We start from the raw sequence: 19368 nt of genomic DNA on the forward strand, positions 1-19368 counted from the left end.
ATCTTTCGTCGATATTGAATACAAAAAGCCGGATATGTGTTTTAGCGGCGATTTCTAAAGGGTTAGGGGAGAAACGGAATGCATAAACAGTTTGCCCGAATCATTGGCATATTTTTCTTATTAGGTCTGTTGACCCCATTGAGTTGGGCTACCACACCTGCGTGGCAACCACTGGCAGAAACTATTCACAAGAGTGAACATGACCTGCGTAAATATCAGGCGATCAAGTTGTCGAATGGTATGACCGTGTTGCTAGTCTCTGATGAACAAGCGCCGAAGTCTTTGGCTGCTGTAGCACTGCCTGTCGGATCACTGGAGGATCCTAATAACCAGTTGGGGTTAGCCCATTACTTGGAACACATGTTGTTGATGGGATCTAAGCGCTTCCCTGAACCCGGTAGTTTCTCAGAATTTCTGAAAAAACATGGCGGTAGCCATAATGCGAGTACCGCTTCTTACCGAACGGCCTTCTATCTTGAAATTGAAAATGATGCACTAGCTCCAACGGTTGACCGCTTGGCTGATGCCATTGCGGAGCCTCTGTTAGACCCGATTAATGCTGATCGTGAACGTAATGCGGTGAACGCAGAATTGACAATGGCCCGCTCCCGCGATGGCATGCGCATGGCGCAAGTTAATGCCGAAACCCTTAACCCTGCTCATCCGAGTGCCCGTTTTTCGGGCGGTAATCTGGATACCCTCAAAGATAAGCCAGATAGCAAATTACATGATGAGCTGTTGAGTTTCTATCACCATTACTATTCAGCTAATTTGATGGTGGGTGTGCTGTATAGCAATCAATCTTTGGAACAGCTAGCACAATTAGCGGCAGATACCTTTGGCCGAATTCCTAATCGTGATGCAAAAGTGCCACCGATTACTGTTCCGGTGGTCACCCCTGACCAAACCGGCATTATAATTCATTATGTCCCGGCCCAGCCCCGCAAACAGTTGAAAGTAGAGTTTCGCATTGATAACAATAGTGCAGAATTCCGTAGCAAAACAGATACCTATATTAGCTATTTGATTGGTAATCGTAGCAAAGATACCTTGTCTGACTGGCTGCAAAAACAGGGGCTAGCCGATGCCATCAATGCTGGTGCTGACCCAATGGTCGACAGAAATGGCGGTGTGTTCTCCATTTCAGTATCACTCACCGATAAAGGTCTGGCGAAACGTGACGTGGTGGTAGCAGCCATTTTTGACTACATCAACATGCTGCACAAAGATGGCATTAAAGAGAGTTATTTCGATGAAATTGCCCATGTATTGAATCTGGATTTCCGTTACCCCTCAATTACGCGAGACATGGATTACATCGAATGGCTGGTGGATATGATGCTGCGGGTGCCAGTCGCACACGTGCTTGATGCCCCTTATCTGGCTGATCACTATGACCCGAAAGCCATTGCTGCCCGTCTGGCTGAAATGACGCCAGAAAATGCTCGAATCTGGTTTGTTAGCCCGGATGAGCCGCACAATAAAGTAGCCTATTTTGTTGATGCTCCTTATCAGGTCGATAAAATCAACCCGCAACAGATGCAAGAATGGCAACAATTGGGGAAAGGTATCCAACTGAGTCTACCGGCACTTAACCCCTATATTCCGGATAATTTCTCTTTAATCAAAGCCGATAAAAATATTACTCGGCCGCAGAAAGTGGCAGAACAACCAGGGTTGCGGGTGTTCTACATGCCAAGCCAATATTTTGCTGACGAACCAAAAGCAGATATCACGGTAGCTTTTCGTCATCCTCATGCACTGGATACCGCCCGCCATCAGGTGCTATTTGCTCTGACAGATTATCTTGCTGGTCTGTCACTTGATGAACTGAGTTATCAAGCCTCAATTGGTGGAATCAGCTTCTCGACTGCGCCGAATAATGGCCTGTATGTCACTGCCAATGGCTTCACCCAGCGGATGCCTCAGTTGCTCACTTCCTTGGTTGAAGGCTATTCCGGCTTTACACCAACAGAAGATCAATTAGCACAGGCCAAGTCTTGGTATCGTGAGCAACTGGAAGTCGCTGAGAAAGGCAAAGCTTATGAACTGGCTATTCAGCCAGCCAAACTGCTCTCTCATGTTCCTTATGCGGAGCGCAGTGAACGACGTAAATTGCTGGATACTATCAGTGTGCAAGATGTCGTGACCTATCGTGACGCTTTACTTCAGCAATCTGCGGTCGAAGTTTTGGCCGTCGGTAACATGACCGCGCCACAGGTGATAGAACTGGCTGAATCGCTGAAAAAGCAGCTCAGTTTAACCGGTACCACTTGGTGGACAGGTGAAGATGTAGTGGTAGATAAGGCCCAGCTAGCCAATATGGAACGCCTCGGTAGCAGCTCTGATGCTGCACTGGCGGCAGTCTATATTCCTACCGGTTATACCGAAATTAAAGGGATGGCGTACAGTGCTTTGTTGGGGCAAATTATTCAGCCGTGGTTCTATGACCAGCTACGCACGGAAGAGCAACTTGGCTACGCGGTATTTGCCTTCCCAATGTCGGTTGGCCGTCAGTGGGGCTTGGGCTTCTTACTGCAAAGTAACAGCAAACAACCTGATTATCTTTACCAGCGCTATCTGGCTTTCTATCCACAGGCAGAAAAGCGCCTGCGTGAAATGAAACCCGCTGATTTTGAACAATATAAACAGGGGCTAATCAACCAATTACTGCAACGCCCACAAACACTGGATGAAGAAGCCAGCCGTTACAGTAATGATTTCAATCGTAATAATTTTGCGTTTGATAGCCGCGAGAAAATGATTGATCAGGTGAAGCTACTGACTCACACCGCACTGGCCGATTTCTTCCAGCAAGCCGTTATCAAGCCGCAAGGTTTGGCGCTGCTTTCTCAAGTTAAAGGCTTAGGGCAAACCGCTGGTGGGTATGCGGAGCTTAAAGGCTGGACGACGTATCCAACAACGTCTGCCTTGCAGGCAACTTTACCGCAGAAGGTATTGGCTCCATGACATCAATGACTCCCCAGCGGCTGGAGCCGCTAACGCTGCCCTTGTATGGCGAGAGGCTGATTGAAGCCTCTGCTGGTACCGGTAAAACTTTTACTATTGGGGTTCTTTATCTCAGATTGTTGCTGGGCTTAGGCGGGGAGGCTGCATTTCGTCGCCCTCTGATGGTTGAAGAGATCCTAGTGGTCACCTTTACCGAGGCGGCAACGGAAGAGTTAAGGGGGCGAATTCGCAACAATATTCATGAGTTGCGTATCGCGTGCGTGCGAGGAGTCAGTGATGACCCAATGCATAAAGCTTTACTTGCTGAAATCACCGATCTGGGCGAGGCCGCAGCACAATTACTGGCAGCTGAGCGCCAAATGGATGAAGCAGCGATTTACACCATTCACGGCTTTTGTCAGAGAATGCTAGCGAACAATGCATTTGAGTCTGGCATCTTATTTGAGCAAACATTGGTACAGGATGAACTGCCACTGCGCAGGCAAGCTTGTGCCGATTTTTGGCGGCGTCATTGTTATCCACTCCCATTGACGATTGCACGAGCGGTCAGTCAGGAATGGAGCGGCCCGGAAGCGCTGCTCAAAGATCTTGCAGCTTATTTGCAGGGTGAAACCCCTAAATTTCGCCAAGCCCCCGGTGAAGATGAAACAATACTCAGCCGGCATCAGCAAATTGTGTTGCAAATTGATGCGGTTAAAGAGCAATGGCGTGCAGCAGCCCATGAATTAGAAGCTTTGATTAGTGGCTCTGGCGTTGATAAACGCAGCTACAGTACTAAACATTTACCTAATTGGTTGGGTAAGGTTGAGGTCTGGGCTGAGCAAGCAACGGGTGATTATCAACTACCCAAAGAGCTGGAAAAATTTCGCCAGTCAGTATTGTTTGAAAAGACCAAAAAAGGAGCGGCCCCCCAGCATGCTCTGTTCAGTGCAATAGACCGGATATATGAACAACCGTTGACACTGAGAGACCTGATTTTGGCCAGAGCCATCAGTGAGATACGGACTTCTGTTCAGCAAGAAAAACGCCAACGAGCGGAACTGGGATTTGATGACCTGCTCAGTAAACTGGATGCGGCATTGCAACAACCGGGTGGGGAGCTATTAGCTCAAGCTATTCGTACTCGCTATCCCGTAGCAATGATTGATGAGTTCCAGGATACCGACCCTCAACAATATCGTATTTTTCACACGCTGTATGGTGGACAAGGTGATTGTGGCCTATTGCTGATCGGTGATCCCAAACAGGCTATTTATGCTTTCCGCGGAGCAGATATTTTTACCTATATCCGCGCCCGTTCAGAAGTAAGTGCCCACTACACACTAGAGACCAATTGGCGTTCATCTTTTCCGATGGTGCAATCAGTCAATAGGCTCTTTAGTTTAGTTAAAGTCCCTTTCTTATTTGAACAAATCCCATTTATAAATGTGGCGCCTGCTGAAAAAAATAGTCAGCTATCATTTGAAATAAAAGGGAAAAAGCAGCCCGCGATCTCTTTCTGGTTGCAACCAGGGGAGGGCGTTGGTGTCAGTGAATATCAACAGTTAATGGCGCGGCAGTGTGCTGCTCAAATTCGTGACTGGTTGACTGCAGGCCAACAAGGGCTAGCCCAATTAGTGACTGCCGAAAGCTCAAAGCCAGTTCAGGCATCTGATATAACCATATTGGTACGTAGTCGTGCAGAGGCGGCATTAGTACGAGATGCGCTTAGTGCATTGGCTATCCCATCAGTTTATTTGTCTAATCGTGACAGCGTATTTGATACCGCAGAAGCCAAAGACTTGTTGTGGCTATTGCAGGCGGTGCTTGCTCCTGAGCAGGAGCGGGCCTTACGCAGCGCGATGGCGACTGGGATACTGGGGCTGGATGCCAAAATGTTGGATGCATTAAATCACGATGAACGGGCTTGGGATACTTTGGTAGATGAATTCGATGGTTATCGCCAGCATTGGCAGCGCCGTGGAGTGCTGCCAATGCTGCGGGAAATTATGGCGCATCGTCATTTAGCTGAAAACCTACTAGCTACCCCAGGTGGAGAACGACGACTAACCGACGTGCTGCATCTGGGGGAGTTATTGCAAGAGGCTGCATCGCAACTTGATAGTGAGCACGCACTAATCCGCTGGTTGGCACAACAAATAGCACAGCCAAATCATCAGTCAGATAATCAGCAATTGCGTTTGGAGAGTGACCGCCATTTAGTGCAAGTTATTACTATCCATAAATCGAAAGGGTTGGAATATCCATTGATATGGTTACCTTTCGTGGGTAATTTCCGCCAGCAACAGGATGTGCTTTACCATGATCGCCATAGTTTTGAAGCATTACTTGACCTCAGTGCTGATGAAGAGAGTCAGGCTCTGGCGGAAGAAGAGCGTCTGGCGGAAGATCTACGGTTATTATACGTAGCACTGACTCGTGCGGTTTATCATTGCAGCGTGGGTATTGCTCCGCTGATTAAAGGCGGGCGAAAAAAGCAGGGCGACAGTGATATGCACCTCAGTGCATTAGGTTATTTGGTGCAGCGGGGGCAAGCCGGAGATGCACAATATCTGGCGGATAAACTTGCAGAGCTAGTCACATTGGCGGCGGGCGATATTTCTGTTTCGGCCGTCGGACAGCTGAATGAGACTCCTTGGCAACCACAATCAGAAGCATTGCCAGCTCTGGCGGCGCGCCAGTTTAACCGACAAATACAAGATTATTGGCGTGTCACCAGTTATTCCGGTCTACAACAGCATGGTTCCAGTAAAAGCGGTCTATCATCGGTATTGAATGTGCCATTACAAGAGTTATTACCCCGGCTGGACACCGATGCTGCGGGTGAACAAGCGGTGATAACCGATAACCACTTAACACCTCATACTTTCCCGCGCGGTGCTGCACCGGGTACTTTCCTGCATGACCTACTTGAGCCTTTGGATTTTAGCCAACCTATTGATCAAGAATGGCTTACTGAGCAATTGCAGCAGCAGGGTTTTGGTGAGCAATGGTCAGCCATGTTGTATCAGTGGCTATATGACGTTTTACAAGTCCCGCTTAATGAAACGGGCGTGACGCTGGCAGGGTTAACGCCACAGAGCAAGCAGGCAGAATTACAATTTTACCTGCCGATCGACGCGCTGTTACAAGCCCGAGAGTTAGACGCCTTAATCAAGCACTATGACCCACTCTCTCGCCAGTGCCCTGTATTGGATTTTCAGCAAGTTCGAGGGATGCTTAAAGGGTTTATTGACTTGGTTTTCTGCTGGCAAGGCAAATATTACTTACTGGATTACAAGTCTAACTGGCTGGGTGAAGACAGCAGTGCTTATACCGCTGAAGCGATGACTCAAGCCATGGCTGAGCATCGCTATGACCTGCAATATCAACTATATACTCTGGCTTTACATCGCTATTTACGTCATCGGTTAGTGAATTATGACTATCAACGCGACTTTGGTGGCGTCATTTATCTCTTCCTGCGTGGAGTTGATAAGCAGCATCCAGGTAATGGTATTTTTAGCTGCCGCCCACAATGGGAGTTGATTGAAGGAATGGACAATCTATTCAGTGGTCGTGCTATTGAGCTGCAATTCAGTGATGAAAGTGGCTTTGCCTCTATAGATGACAGGGGCGCAATATGATGGCGTTACTGGATCAGGCGGTTCGTGACCACTTACTACGCCCACTGGATGTTCAGTTCTCGCGCATGATTGCCGGTGAAGACAATCCCATGCTGCAATTGGCTGCCGCTATTCTCAGTGCGGAAGCTGGAGCTGGGCATGTGTGTCTGCCACTAAGCTATTTACAGCCAGATGAGCTATTTGGTGGTCGACAGCCTAGCTTATCACAAGCGCTGTGGCAGGCAGCGGGGTCGCCTAATAAATTGCTTTGGATTCAATCTCTAAACAGCTCTCCAGCGGTCAGTGATGGTGCACGGCCGACACCATTAGTTTTGCAAAATGATCGTTTGTATCTGCAACGAATGTGGCAATACGAAGGGGATGTCGTGCGCTTTATTGCCAGCGACAATGCCGCTTCATTCATTACTGAAACCAGAGTCGTCAACGAAACATTGCTACGAGAAACCCTCGATGGTTTGTTTGGGGGGACTGGCCCTGAAGTTGACTGGCAAAAAGTGGCTGCTGCGGTGGCAGCAACCCGTCGAATTTCCGTGATTTCTGGCGGACCGGGTACCGGAAAAACTACGACGGTCGCCAAGTTATTGACCGCATTGATACAACTTAGCCAGGGGCAACGTTTACGTATCCAACTTGCCGCCCCGACCGGTAAAGCCGCAGCACGCTTGACTGAGTCACTGGGTAACGCCATGCGGCAACTGCCATTGACTGATGATGAACGACAGCTATTTCCTGACCAGGCATCCACATTACACCGTTTGCTGGGTGCTCAGCCTAACAGTCAGCGTCTGCGTTATCACCGAGGTAACCCATTAAACCTTGATGTGCTGGTGGTCGATGAAGCTTCCATGGTGGATTTGCCCATGATGGCGCGGCTGATTGCTGCGTTGCCAGCCAAGGCTCAGGTGATTTTTCTTGGGGATCGAGACCAATTAGCCTCGGTTGAGGCGGGGGCGGTACTGGGTGATATTTGCCGCTTTGCTGAATTGGGCTATAGCGCAGCGCGGGCTGAACAATTAGCGCGCTTAACAGGCTGCACACTGAGCGGGCACATACCTATTGGTGATGTGCAGACTGATACCGTCAATGTCCGTGACAGTTTGTGTTTATTACGCAAAAGCTATCGCTTTGATGAAAAGTCCGGTATTGGCCAACTTGCCCTAGCCGTTAATGCTGGCAAGTATCGCGATGCATTATCTGTTTTAAGTGGTACATATTCTGATATCGAACGTTTTCCTTTGGTTGATACCGATGATTATCAGGTATTGCTGGAAGACTGTGCCGCTGGTTATCAACATTATCTTCAACTGGCGACAAGCGGCGCGCATGCAACTGATGTGTTGGCGGCATTTGGCCGTTACCAGTTGTTGTGCGCATTACGCACCGGTCCATTTGGCGTCAGTGGGTTAAATGAGCGAATTGAACAGTTATTACATCGGCAGCGGTTCATTGAACGAACCCCAGGGCCATCAGGGCGTTGGTATGTTGGTCGGCCAGTCATGATTGGGTTAAATGACAGTGCCCTTGGTTTGTTTAACGGTGATATTGGTATTGCTTTAAATGACTCTGAGGGCGAGCTGCGGGTGTATTTCCAATTACCTGACGGCAATATAAAATCGGTACAACCCAGTCGCCTTCCCAGCCATGAAACCGCCTATGCGATGACGGTACATAAATCTCAGGGATCAGAGTTTGAACATACTGCGTTAGTATTGCCCAATACTTTTATGCCAGTGTTAACTAGAGAACTGGTCTATACCGCGATAACTCGAGCCCGCCAGCACTTAACGTTGTATTGCAGTGATGCGGTACTGGGGAGTGCGATTCGCACGCCGACACTTCGTCTGAGTGGATTAGTTGATCGCTTGAATGAGCTGAAGAAATAAAACTAGGGGGCTATAGAGCCCCCTTGATGACATCAACGACCAGCTACAAATCAGCCAGTAGAATTTTTGAACGGCGCTGATAGTTATACAATTCTTGCTTCAGAATAGGTAAAACATCAACTTCTGCCGGAGTAAATCCGCGCTCCTGGAACCAATGAATACTGCGGGTAGTTAACACAAACAGCTTTTTAAGGCCCATCTGCCGTGCCTGATTAGCAACCCGCTTAAGTAGCATTTCGCCACGGGAAGAGCTGCGATAATCGGGATGTACTGCGACACAAGCCATCTCACCAATTTGCTCTTCAGGGAATGGATAAAGTGCGGCGCAGGCAATGGTCAAATTATCTCGCTCAATAATGGTGAACTTATCGATCTCCATCTCAAGCTGTTCGCGTGAACGACGTACCAATATTCCTTGCTGTTCGAGTGGGCGGATCAGTTCCAATATGCCGCCAATATCATTAATGGTGGCACGGCGAACTTGCTCTGCACTCTCCATAACAATCTGGGTACCGATACCATCACGGGAGAACAGTTCTTGTACCAGTGCTCCATCTTCTTGATAACTCAGTAAATGGCTGCGACGCACGCCACTACGACAAGCTTTTACTGCGCCACGCAGAAAACGCACGGTCCCTGAGTTGTAGTCACCAACCTGCTCCAGATCTTCAATTCGCTTTTGTGCGTCGTTGGGGAACAGTTCGGAAATAATATTGCCTTCATGGTCTGTCACCCCTTGGGATGAGCAGAAGCCAATCATTTTTTCGGCTTTTAGTTTGATGGCTAACTGAGTGGCCACTTCTTCAGATGTCAGATTAAAGCTCTCGCCGGTAACCGATACCGCAACTGGCCCCAGTAACACGATAGCGCCGTTATCCAACTGGCGATGGATAGCCTCTTCATCGATCCGACGAATACGCCCGCTATGGCAATAATCAACACCATCATCCACACCCAAAGGTTGGGCAATGATAAAGTTGCCGCTGACGACATTAATATGCGCACCTTGGAGTGGCGTGTTATTCAGGCTCATCGATAATCTTGCCGTGATATCTAACTGTAATAAGCCTGCAGCTTGTTTCACCATTTCCAGTGTGCGGGCATCGGTCACCCGGGTATGCTTGTGATAAATAGGTTCGTAGTGATGCTGTGCTAAATTGGCATCAATTTGGGGACGGGCACCGTATACCACGACCAGTCGGATCCCAAGGCTATGCAATAGCCCTATATCATTGACGATGTTCGAGAAGTTTTCATGCTCAATCGCCTCGCCCCCCAGCATGACAACAAATGTCTTGCCGCGGTGGGCATTGATATAGGGAACTGAGTGGCGAAATCCCTGGACCAGTTCAGTACTACGTTCCTTCACGGCAGACCCTCTTTGAATTTTTATTCGGTATTTTTGTATTTTTATTCTTTTTTGATCAAGATGGCAAGCAGGAAATTGCTATTAAATGCATATGTATGGCACATGCTCATTAATAAATTGAATAACATAAAAATGTTTTTCTGATGACAGCTGGGGGTCGATTAGTTAAAGTTTTTCCTCGTGAATTTTTTTTGTTCGATTTTTATTCATATTTTGGTAGTGACTTTGGAGTTACATGGCAGATTCAAATCATAATTTTAGGCGTCGCCGTCTACTACAAGGTGCCGCCGCAGCCTGGATGTTAAGTGTCACCCGGGTTGGATTTGCTGCTTCCTCTCATATCATCGCAGTAAGGGTTTGGCCCTCTTCAACTTATACCCGGGTAACACTGGAATCCAATACGCAGCTGAAGTATCGTCAGTTTGCGCTAACAAATCCGGATCGGATTGTGGTGGATATTGAAGGCGTGCATCTCAATAGCGTATTAAAAGAAATCAGCAGTCAGGTGCAATCCGGCGATCCCTACCTGAAGCAGGCACGAGTAGGGCAGTTTGATAAAAATACTGTCCGGCTGGTGTTGGAGTTGAAGCAAAGTATTAGCCCGCAATTATTTACTCTTAAGCCCTTTGCTGAGTTTAAAAACCGCTTGGTAGTTGATTTATATCCGCAGGAGGGCACAACCTCTGCAGAGGATGACCCACTGCTGGCTCTATTAGAGGATTACAATAAAGGTAATGTGGAGCGCACTTTACCCGCTGAAGCCCCAAAAGCGGGTAAAGCAGGGCGGGACCGGCCGATTGTTATCATGCTGGACCCCGGACATGGTGGGGAAGATCCTGGCGCTATTGGTCGAAATAAAACCCGTGAAAAAGATATTGTGCTGCAAATTGCCCGCCGGTTGCAGGCATTAATAAAGAAAGAATCGAATATGCGGGTGTTTATGACCCGTAATGAAGATGTCTTTATCCCATTGAAAGTTCGGGTCGCTAAAGCACGTAAGTTACGTGCGGATTTATTCATTTCGATTCATGCCGATGCTTTTACCAATCGAGCCGCCAGAGGCTCCTCTGTGTTTGCGCTATCGACCAAAGGGGCAACCAGCACAGCGGCACGTTTCTTGGCCCAAACACAGAACGAAGCTGACCAGATTGGTGGCGTCAGCAAGAGTGGTGATCGCTATCTGGACCATACCATGATTGATTTGCTGCAAACGGCGACTATCAATGACAGCCTGAAATTTGGCAAAGAAGTGCTGAATCGTATGGGTAAAATTAACAAACTTCACAAGAATAGTGTTGATCAGGCCGGTTTTGCCGTCTTGAAGGCACCTGATATTCCGTCCATTTTGGTTGAAACGGCATTTATCAGTAATTTGGAAGAAGAGCGAAAATTACGAACCAGCCATTTTCAGCAGCAAATTGCCGAATCTATCTTTGCCGGTATCAAAGCTTATTTTGCTAATGGCGGGGCGATGGCTCGGGTTTAGTCAGATTGATTGATATCAGTAGGGGCAGGATAGCCCTTGCTGGTAAGGGCTTGTGATAATTAGAAAGCCAGAAACAAAAAAACACCCTTGAGGGTGTCTTATGCGGATAACAAAACGATTAAGAATTGGTTGCGGGGGCCGGATTTGAACCGACGACCTTCGGGTTATGAGCCCGACGAGCTACCAGGCTGCTCCACCCCGCGTCCGTCTTAATACTATTTTTTATCTTTCTATCTTAATGTAATTGGTTGCGGGGGCCGGATTTGAACCGACGACCTTCGGGTTATGAGCCCGACGAGCTACCAGGCTGCTCCACCCCGCGTCCGTCATTACATTTATTACTTTACTTCTTAAAGCCACTTTCGCAGCTGGACATCTATTCTACCTAATTCGTCTTAACTTTCAAGACTATCGAACCACATTTGATACTGCTGGTAGCCAGTATCGGTTGGTTGCGGGGGCCGGATTTGAACCGACGACCTTCGGGTTATGAGCCCGACGAGCTACCAGGCTGCTCCACCCCGCGTCCGATTGAGCGCACTATACTCTGGATGAGATCTGTTGCAAGTAGTTTTACCACTTAATTATGGTAAATAGAGTTTTTCGATTAATTTATCAACTATCTGTTTCCTTTTTCCCCACAACTCTGTCAGGGGATTTTTTTCTAACTGCTGATTCCTTTATCCATAGGCGTTTGTTATCGTTCGCCGGTAGATAAAATAAGTAAGAGAAGGCGTGAAATGACAAGTCGTTGGGGCAAATACCTACTGAGTGGAATAATGATTGCCGTTCTGGCAGGTTGCCAATCGCGGCCAACCGACCGCGGGCAGCAATATAAGGATGGGCGTCTGGAGCAATCACTGGAATTGGTGAATGAACCCAACGCGGCAGGTAAGCCAGTCAACGCCAAAGATTATTCTGATCAGGTGAAGGTGATTAACCAATCTTCACCGGGTCTCTATAGCCGTAATAGTAATACCTTCAATGCGGTTCAAAACTGGATGTTGGCAGGGGCTGATACCAGTAAGCTAAGTCTGTTTGGTTTGAATGCCTATCAGATGGAAGGGGTCGATAATTTCGGTAATGTGCAATTTACCGGCTACTACACCCCAGTGCTTCAAGCCCGCTATACACCGCAAGGTGAATTCCGCCACCCACTTTATCGCATGCCAGCCAAAGGAAAACGCCGTTTACCTGATCGCGCTGCTATATATGCCGGTGCATTGGATAACCGTAATTTAGTGATTGCCTACACTAATTCGTTAGTCGATAACTTTATGATGGAAGTGCAGGGCAGCGGTTATATTGATTATGGTGATGGCCGGCCACTGACTTTCTTTGGCTATGCTGGTAAAAATGGCCATGCTTACCGCAGTATTGGCAAGGTGCTGATTGATCGTGGGGAAGTGGCAAGAGCAGATATGTCGATGCAAGCTATTCGCCACTGGGCTGAAACTCACAGTGAATCGGAAGTCCGAGAGTTATTAGAGCAAAATCCATCCTTTGTCTTCTTCAAACCGGAAATGTATGCGCCAGTGAAAGGGGCCAGTGCGGTGCCTTTGATTGCTAAAGCGTCGGTCGCCTCGGATCGTTCGCTGATTCCACCGGGTACTACGTTGTTGGCTGAAGTACCTTTATTGGATAATCAGGGGAAATTCACGGGGCAATATCAGATGCGCTTGATGGTTGCACTGGATGTGGGGGGAGCAATTAAAGGCCAACATTTTGATATCTATCAAGGGATTGGCCATGAGGCAGGCCAGGCAGCCGGCTTCTACAACCATTATGGCCGCGTTTGGGTACTGAAAAATGCTCAAAGTAGTGGGCCACTGTTTACTGCTTATCAAAGTGGTAGCAAAGCAGTACCAGCAGATAATAGTTCTTCGCTGTTGGTGAGTAATCAGGGCCAGTAGATATCCCCCAACGACCTAAAGCTACAGAATAATTAACCGCAGCTTTAGGTTATCTGGCTATGGATGCTATCTTTCCTCGGCGGCCTACTGGCCGCTTTTGCATTAGTATTATTTTTCAAAGTAATGAAGGTAACGAGTTTATGAGCACAGCCTATTCCGAAGCTTACCAACAGCGATTTGGTGGCATTGCACGCTTATATGGGCAGCAGGCACTGATGCTTTTTTCACAGGCACATGTCTGTGTCATCGGTATTGGTGGTGTGGGTTCATGGGCAGCAGAGGCACTGGCGCGTACCGGTATTGGCGCAATTACATTAATTGATATGGATGATGTTTGCGTGACTAATACCAATCGGCAAATCCATGCCTTACGGAGCAATGTCGGGCAGGCTAAAACCGAAGTCATGGCAGAGCGAATTCGAGCGATTAATCCAGAATGCCGAGTAACCTGTATTGACGATTTTATTACGGCGGATAATGTTGCTGAGCTATTAGACAACAACTTTAGCTATGTTATTGATGCCATTGACAGTGTACGGCCAAAAGCCGCGCTATTGTCTTATTGTCGCCGCTATAAAATCCCGGTGGTGACGACTGGCGGTGCTGGTGGGCAAATCGACCCAACTCGCATTGAAGTGGTGGATCTGGCGAAAACTATTCAAGATCCGCTGGCGGCAAAGTTGCGTGAAAGACTGAAAAGTGACTTTAATGTGGTGAAAAACAGCAAAGGTAAACTGGGGATCGACTGTGTTTTTTCCAGTGAACCATTAGTTTACCCACAAAGTGATGGTTCGGTGTGTGCGTCTCGCAGCACAGCTGAGGGACCGAAAAAGATGGATTGCACTTCAGGCTTCGGCTCGGCAACCATGGTCACCGCCACCTTTGGGTTTGTCGCGGTATCACATGCATTGAAAAAAATGATGGCAAAAGCTGCCCGTCAGGCGAAATAGTAACTCAGGGCATGTGCGCAGCTAGCAAGCTTGTAACTTCAATTAATAAAGGTATTGGGCGGCAATGGCTTGCACACCTTGCGCTAATGCCTGCAAACCACTGGCGCGCGAAGTGCTTAATTGCTGGCGCAGCCCTAATTGGTCAAACAGTGCTAAGGGATCTTCAGCAAGTATTTGCTGTGGAGTTTTACCTTCAACGGCAGTCAAAATAACCGCTAATAGTCCACGAACAATCCGGCCTTCACTGTCACCGTAGAAATGCAAACTGCCATCCGGCAGATGCTCATGCCCAAGCCACACTCTATTTTCACAACCCGTTAGCTCCCATTCATGCTGTTTTAATGACTCGGGCAATGGTGGGAGCTGTTTGGCCAGTAAAATTAACTGGCGATAACGATCTTCCCACTGTTTATGGGGGCTGAATGTTTCCAGTAAATTAGCAGCAGTAATGTCGTGACCAAATGGGTGTGGGGCAATCATCATCTTCTCAATCTAGGTCTGGTTGATATTATTAAAACTTAGTCTTGTAGTAACGCCAGAGCTTTAGTTATTGCAGAACACAGTACTTCAACATCGTGCTCGTTATTGTAAGGAGCAAATGATGCACGCAAACTACCACTCACTCCCAGTGCAGCCATTAATGGCTGGGCGCAGTGTTGCCCAGCCCGGAGCGCGATGCCTTGTTCTGCCAGTAACGTCACCAGGTCACTGTGATGAACACCATCAAACGTGAAGGCCAGTAAGCTTGATTGTTGGCAACGGAAGCTGCGAAAACCCGGCAATTCAGCCAGCTTATTCTCGGCCAGCGTCGCCAGATTTTGGCTATAAGCTTCAGCTTCTTCCAGATCAATATGTTCAAGCCAACTGAGTACTGCGGATAAACCAATCACGCCAGCAATGTTAGGGGTACCCGCTTCAAAACGATAAGGGACTTCATGGGGGGTAAAACCGCCAAATGAAGCCTGTGTGAGCATTTTGCCGCCACCTTGCCATGCAGACATCTCTCTCAATAATTCAGATTTGCCATACAGAGCACCAATGCCGGTTGGACCATATAATTTATGGGCAGAAAAAGCATAAAAATCAATATCAAGAGCTTGAACATCAGCCGGATTATGAACAACGCCCTGGGCTCCATCGACCATAACCACACAATCATATTGATGGGCGAGTTCAATTGCCTGAGCCAATTGTGGGCTACCGCCAGTCACATTAGACATCTGCCCTAGCGCTAATAGGCGAGTTTTACTGTTGAGTAATTGCGGCAATAGCTGTAAATCGGGCAGATTATCAAGACCGATAGGTAACTTAATTATTCTGGCACCCGTCTGTTCGGCAACCATAAGCCAGGGTATTAAATTCGCATGATGCTCTGCTTCACTGACAATAATTTCATCCCCAGCCTGTAGGCGAGGGCGGGCATAACTTTGCGCCACCAGATTAATGGCCTCGGTAGTGCCTCGTGTCCAAATGATATTCTCTGCTTCCGGCGCATTGATAAAGTCAGCCACCTGTTGGCGGGTTTCTTCAAAACGGACAGTTAGGGAGAGTGCTGATTGATGCTGGCTTCGGTGTACCGTCGCGGAATCTTGTTGATAAAACAACTGGGTAGCTTCAATCATGGCGCACGGTTTCAGCGCCGTTGCTGCACTGTCCAGATAGATTATTTCATCATTGATTGCCGGGAATTCCTGGCGAAAATCCGTTGGATTAAAAGCCTTCATACTGTTGTTCGTATCCTTTGATTTGCTTCGGAACTGTCTCATTTTGCCCATAATTAGCCTACTAATGGCCCTGAGCGCTGGCAATATGTCCTGAGCGAGTTATGCTGAATAGTAACGGACATAACCATTTGTCTGGTAATGGAAACGAATTTTTCAGCATTTTAATCTGCAAGGAGTCACCCATGAAAAAGACAGCTGCCGTAATTTCTGCACTTATGCTCACTTTTACTTTAGCAGCCTGTTCAAGCAACTATGTTATGCACACCAATGATGGTCGCACTATCGTTGCTGATGGTAAACCTAAAGTAGATGATGAAACCGGGATGATAAGCTATACCGATGCTAACGGTACCGAACAGCAAATTAACCGTTCAGAAGTGAAAGAAATGGCTGAAGGTAATTAATTGATAGCCTTAGTACTACTTAAATTTAAGCTTTTGCTCTGTGCAATGCAAAGCGGGCGCTTAAATTTAGGTTTTTGAAAAATAAGTAAGCTCTGAAATTAGGGTAAAAAAAAGCACCGCAAAAATAGCGGTGCTGCATAAAATCACTATGGACAGACAGGGTAAATGTACAGGAAGTGAAAAAAAACAGTAGCTTAGCTACTATGTCTGGTACACCAGACCATTTGCAAACACAACATCACAACCACAAAGCCAAAAGCATTTCAGTACCTGGATACTAAACCTACTTTTCGTTCCGGCTTGGGAAGTGCCGCCACTATAGGTATTTACTGGCACATCCTCAACGGACAATTTATAATGTCTCGGATTATAAAAACTAATAAGTAAACAAAGGGTTTCATCTCACGGTGAGCCGTTATAAAAAAGTATCCAATTCATGTCAAAACGATTGCCACCACTGAATGCTTTGCGGGTTTTCGATGCGGCCGCACGCCACCTGAGCTTTACTAAAGCTGCTGATGAATTATTTGTGACCCAAGCTGCGGTTAGCCACCAGATAAAGTCACTGGAGGATTTTCTTGGGCTAAAACTGTTCCGACGCCGCAACCGCTCTTTACTCCTGACCGAAGAAGGCCAGAGTTATTATCTCGATATCAAAGAGATATTTACCTCCATCAATGAAGCCACGCGCAAATTACAGGCCCGTAGTGCGAAAGGGGCTCTGACCGTCAGTCTCCCTCCTAGTTTTGCTATCCAATGGTTGGTCCCCCGTCTTTCTGGATTTAATGCGGCTTATCCCGGCATTGATGTCAGGATCCAGGCGGTTGATCGAGAGGAGGACAAACTCGCTGATGATGTTGATGTAGCCATATTTTATGGTCGGGGAAATTGGACCGGTTTACGCACTGAGCGTCTGTATGCCGAATTCCTGCTCCCGGTGTGTGCGCCGAGTTTATTAATGGGCGAACATGGATTAAAAGTGCCGTCAGATCTGGCTTATCATACCTTGTTGCATGATACTTCCCGCCGAGATTGGCTGGCATATACCCGTCAATTGGGGGTGCCGCAGATTAATGTGCAACAAGGGCCGATATTCAGCCACAGTGCCATGGTGGTGCAGGCCGCTGTTCATGGCCAAGGTATTGCATTGGTGAATAACGTGATGGCGCAGTCTGAAATTGAAGCAGGGCGATTAGTGTGCCCATTTAATGATGTATTGGTGAGCAAAAATGCTTTTTATCTGGTTTGTCATGACAGTCAGGCAGAACTGGGTAAAATAGCCGCCTTTCGTCAGTGGATATTGGCAAGAGCCGCCAGCGAGCAGGAAAAGTTACGTTTTCGCTACGACAACTAATTTTTAATTATCACTAGGTAATTTAACGATAACTCTGAACCAACTTAAGGTTAATGACGATGAATAGTCGTTTAATGCTGATTTTTGCCGCCCTGAGCGGTTTTTTCTATGTTGCTTTCGGCGCCTTTGGTGCTCATGTATTGAATGCCTCTTTGGGGCCGAATGAGATGGCTTGGATTCGCACCGGGCTGGAGTATCAGGGTTTCCATACGTTGGCGATCCTGGCATTAGCTGTTGCTATGCAACGGCAGATAAGTATTTGGTTTTACTGGAGTGGAGCCTTGTTAGCGCTCGGAACGCTACTCTTTAGCGGCAGTTTATACTGCCTGGCTCTATCACACCTGAAGCTGTGGGTATATATCACGCCAGTGGGCGGAGTATGTTTTCTGGCGGGATGGATTTTGATGTTGGTTGGCGCGCTGCGTCTAAGAAAAAGGGCAGAACGCCATGAATAATAAAATTGCTTTATATTGTCGCTCAGGCTTTGAGAAAGAGTGTGCGGCAGAAATTACCGCCAAGGCGGCACAGCTTGAAATTTTTGGCTTTGCGCGGGTAAAAGAAAACAGCGGTTATGTGCTGTTTGAATGCTATCAGTTGGAAGATGCTGATCGTTTGATTCGCGAAGTCCCCTTCCGCGAATTGATCTTTGCCCGCCAGATGATGGTGGTGGGTGAGTTATTGAAAGATTTACCGCCTGAAGACCGTGTGTCGCCGATTGTTGGTATGTTAGTTGGTGTTATTGAAAAAGCCGGTGAGCTTCGTGTTGAAGTTGCTGATACCAATGAAAGCAAAGAGCTACTTAAGTTTTGCCGTAAGCTGACGGTACCGCTGCGTAGTGCGATGCGTGAGCAAAAAATTCTGTCTGTTCGTGAGAACGCTCATCGTCCAGTTGTGCATGTGTTCTTTATCGCTTCTGGCTGCTGTTATGTTGGTTATTCTTATAGCAACAATAACTCACCATTCTATATGGGTATTCCACGCCTCAAATTCCCATCAGATGCACCAAGCCGTTCAACCTTAAAACTGGAGGAGGCTTTCCATGTGTTTATTCCTGCAGATGAATGGGAAGAACGCCTGGCCAGTGGTATGCATGCTGTTGATTTAGGTGCTTGCCCCGGTGGTTGGACATATCAATTAGTGCAACGCAGCATGATGGTTCAGGCCATTGATAATGGTTTGATGGCGCAAAGCTTGATGGATACCGGGCAAGTCACGCACCACCGTGTTGATGGTTTTAAATATGAACCAACCCGTAGCAACATTTACTGGTTAGTGTGCGATATGGTGGAGAAACCCGCTAAGGTGACCCAACTTATCATTAAGTGGCTGGTAAATGGTTGGTGCCGTGAGGCCATCTTCAACCTGAAACTGCCGATGAAAAAGCGGTTTGAAGTCGTTTCTGAGAATCTAGAAATGATAGATGAACAACTGAAAGAACAGGGTATTAATGCCCATATTCAGGCTAAGCAGCTCTATCATGACCGTGAAGAAGTTACGGTACATGTACGGCGTATCTGGTCTGGTATGCCTGGCCGCCGAGATGAGCGTTATTAGCCTGTACCCTCCGTACCTGAGGGCGCAGGGTGGAGCTATGCACACTCACCCGAATCACTTACCTGTGTAAGCTCATCGGGATGAATTCGTTTGCTGCCTATCTGTAACGCCGCCAATAACTTTGGCTATGGGGTT

13 protein-coding genes and 3 tRNA genes are annotated in these 19368 nt (G+C 47.5%); 10 read left to right on the top strand and 6 right to left on the bottom strand.

The annotated features are described in order from the left end of the window. Positions 1–78 precede the first annotated feature (78 nt). Genes ptrA through recD form a run of 3 tightly spaced genes read left to right on the top strand, consistent with a single transcriptional unit; the run spans position 79 to position 8479 of the window. Positions 79–2970 (top strand): pitrilysin, encoded by a 2892-nt coding sequence (ptrA, locus tag DJ58_RS12595; protein WP_004706726.1) that lies wholly within the window; start codon positions 79–81, stop codon positions 2968–2970. Further along, a complete protein-coding gene (gene recB, locus DJ58_RS12590; RefSeq protein WP_032910249.1) occupies positions 2967–6596 on the top strand; it encodes an exodeoxyribonuclease V subunit beta in 3630 nt (1209 codons plus the stop codon). The genes ptrA and recB overlap by 4 nt, the downstream gene beginning before the upstream one ends. Next, positions 6596–8479, top strand: coding sequence for an exodeoxyribonuclease V subunit alpha (gene recD / locus DJ58_RS12585; protein WP_370447129.1), 1884 nt, complete (start codon positions 6596–6598; stop codon positions 8477–8479). The genes recB and recD overlap by 1 nt, the downstream gene beginning before the upstream one ends. 43 nt (positions 8480–8522) lie before the next feature. Here recD and argA read toward each other — a convergent pair whose 3' ends face one another. Next, positions 8523–9848 carry an amino-acid N-acetyltransferase gene (gene argA, locus DJ58_RS12580; RefSeq protein ID WP_004706724.1) on the bottom strand — a complete coding sequence of 442 codons (1326 nt, stop codon included), beginning with the start codon at positions 9846–9848 and terminating at the stop codon, positions 8523–8525. A 235-nt stretch (positions 9849–10083) separates the two neighbouring features. On the opposite strand from argA, the gene amiC reads away from it, so the two are divergent. Next, positions 10084–11334 (top strand): N-acetylmuramoyl-L-alanine amidase AmiC, encoded by a 1251-nt coding sequence (amiC, locus tag DJ58_RS12575; RefSeq protein ID WP_004706723.1) that lies wholly within the window; start codon positions 10084–10086, stop codon positions 11332–11334. A 126-nt stretch (positions 11335–11460) separates the two neighbouring features. Here the strand turns inward: amiC and DJ58_RS12570 are convergent. The 3 genes from DJ58_RS12570 to DJ58_RS12560 all read right to left on the bottom strand — a co-directional run bounded on the left by DJ58_RS12570 (position 11461) and on the right by DJ58_RS12560 (position 11860). Next, positions 11461–11537 (bottom strand) — tRNA-Met (locus DJ58_RS12570). Positions 11538–11579: 42 nt separating this feature from the next. Beyond that, positions 11580–11656: transfer RNA gene (locus DJ58_RS12565), tRNA-Met, on the bottom strand. A 127-nt stretch (positions 11657–11783) separates the two neighbouring features. Next, a tRNA-Met gene (locus tag DJ58_RS12560) sits at positions 11784–11860 on the bottom strand. A gap of 214 nt (positions 11861–12074) precedes the next feature. On the opposite strand from DJ58_RS12560, the gene mltA reads away from it, so the two are divergent. Further along, entirely contained in the window at positions 12075–13247 is a 1173-nt protein-coding gene (gene mltA / locus DJ58_RS12555) for a murein transglycosylase A (RefSeq protein ID WP_032910247.1), read from the top strand. 140 nt (positions 13248–13387) lie between these two features. After that, positions 13388–14197 carry a tRNA cyclic N6-threonylcarbamoyladenosine(37) synthase TcdA gene (gene tcdA, locus DJ58_RS12550; protein ID WP_032910334.1) on the top strand — a complete coding sequence of 270 codons (810 nt, stop codon included), beginning with the start codon at positions 13388–13390 and terminating at the stop codon, positions 14195–14197. Positions 14198–14239: 42 nt separating this feature from the next. On the opposite strand, the gene csdE is transcribed toward tcdA, so the two are convergent. Together csdE and csdA are read right to left on the bottom strand one after the other, a co-directional pair. Beyond that, positions 14240–14680: a cysteine desulfurase sulfur acceptor subunit CsdE gene (gene csdE / locus DJ58_RS12545; protein WP_004706720.1), complete on the bottom strand. Its 441-nt coding sequence runs from the start codon at positions 14678–14680 to the stop codon at positions 14240–14242. Between the two features lie 35 nt (positions 14681–14715). Further along, positions 14716–15921 carry a cysteine desulfurase CsdA gene (gene csdA, locus DJ58_RS12540; RefSeq protein ID WP_004706719.1) on the bottom strand — a complete coding sequence of 402 codons (1206 nt, stop codon included), beginning with the start codon at positions 15919–15921 and terminating at the stop codon, positions 14716–14718. Positions 15922–16103: 182 nt separating this feature from the next. On the opposite strand from csdA, the gene DJ58_RS12535 reads away from it, so the two are divergent. From DJ58_RS12535 to rlmM, 4 genes are all read left to right on the top strand, one after another. Next, positions 16104–16325, top strand: coding sequence for a YgdI/YgdR family lipoprotein (locus DJ58_RS12535; RefSeq protein ID WP_032910246.1), 222 nt, complete (start codon positions 16104–16106; stop codon positions 16323–16325). Positions 16326–16761: 436 nt separating this feature from the next. Beyond that, entirely contained in the window at positions 16762–17679 is a 918-nt protein-coding gene (locus DJ58_RS12530) for a transcriptional regulator GcvA (protein ID WP_004706717.1), read from the top strand. Positions 17680–17738: 59 nt separating this feature from the next. Beyond that, positions 17739–18134 carry a DUF423 domain-containing protein gene (locus DJ58_RS12525; RefSeq protein ID WP_072088263.1) on the top strand — a complete coding sequence of 132 codons (396 nt, stop codon included), beginning with the start codon at positions 17739–17741 and terminating at the stop codon, positions 18132–18134. Continuing rightward, positions 18127–19233 carry a 23S rRNA (cytidine(2498)-2'-O)-methyltransferase RlmM gene (gene rlmM, locus DJ58_RS12520; protein ID WP_004706716.1) on the top strand — a complete coding sequence of 369 codons (1107 nt, stop codon included), beginning with the start codon at positions 18127–18129 and terminating at the stop codon, positions 19231–19233. Before DJ58_RS12525 ends, rlmM begins: the two co-directional genes overlap by 8 nt. The last annotated feature ends 135 nt before the right edge of the window (positions 19234–19368 follow it).

It is taken from the genome of Yersinia frederiksenii ATCC 33641, assembly GCF_000754805.1.
Lineage (GTDB): Bacteria > Pseudomonadota > Gammaproteobacteria > Enterobacterales > Enterobacteriaceae > Yersinia > Yersinia frederiksenii.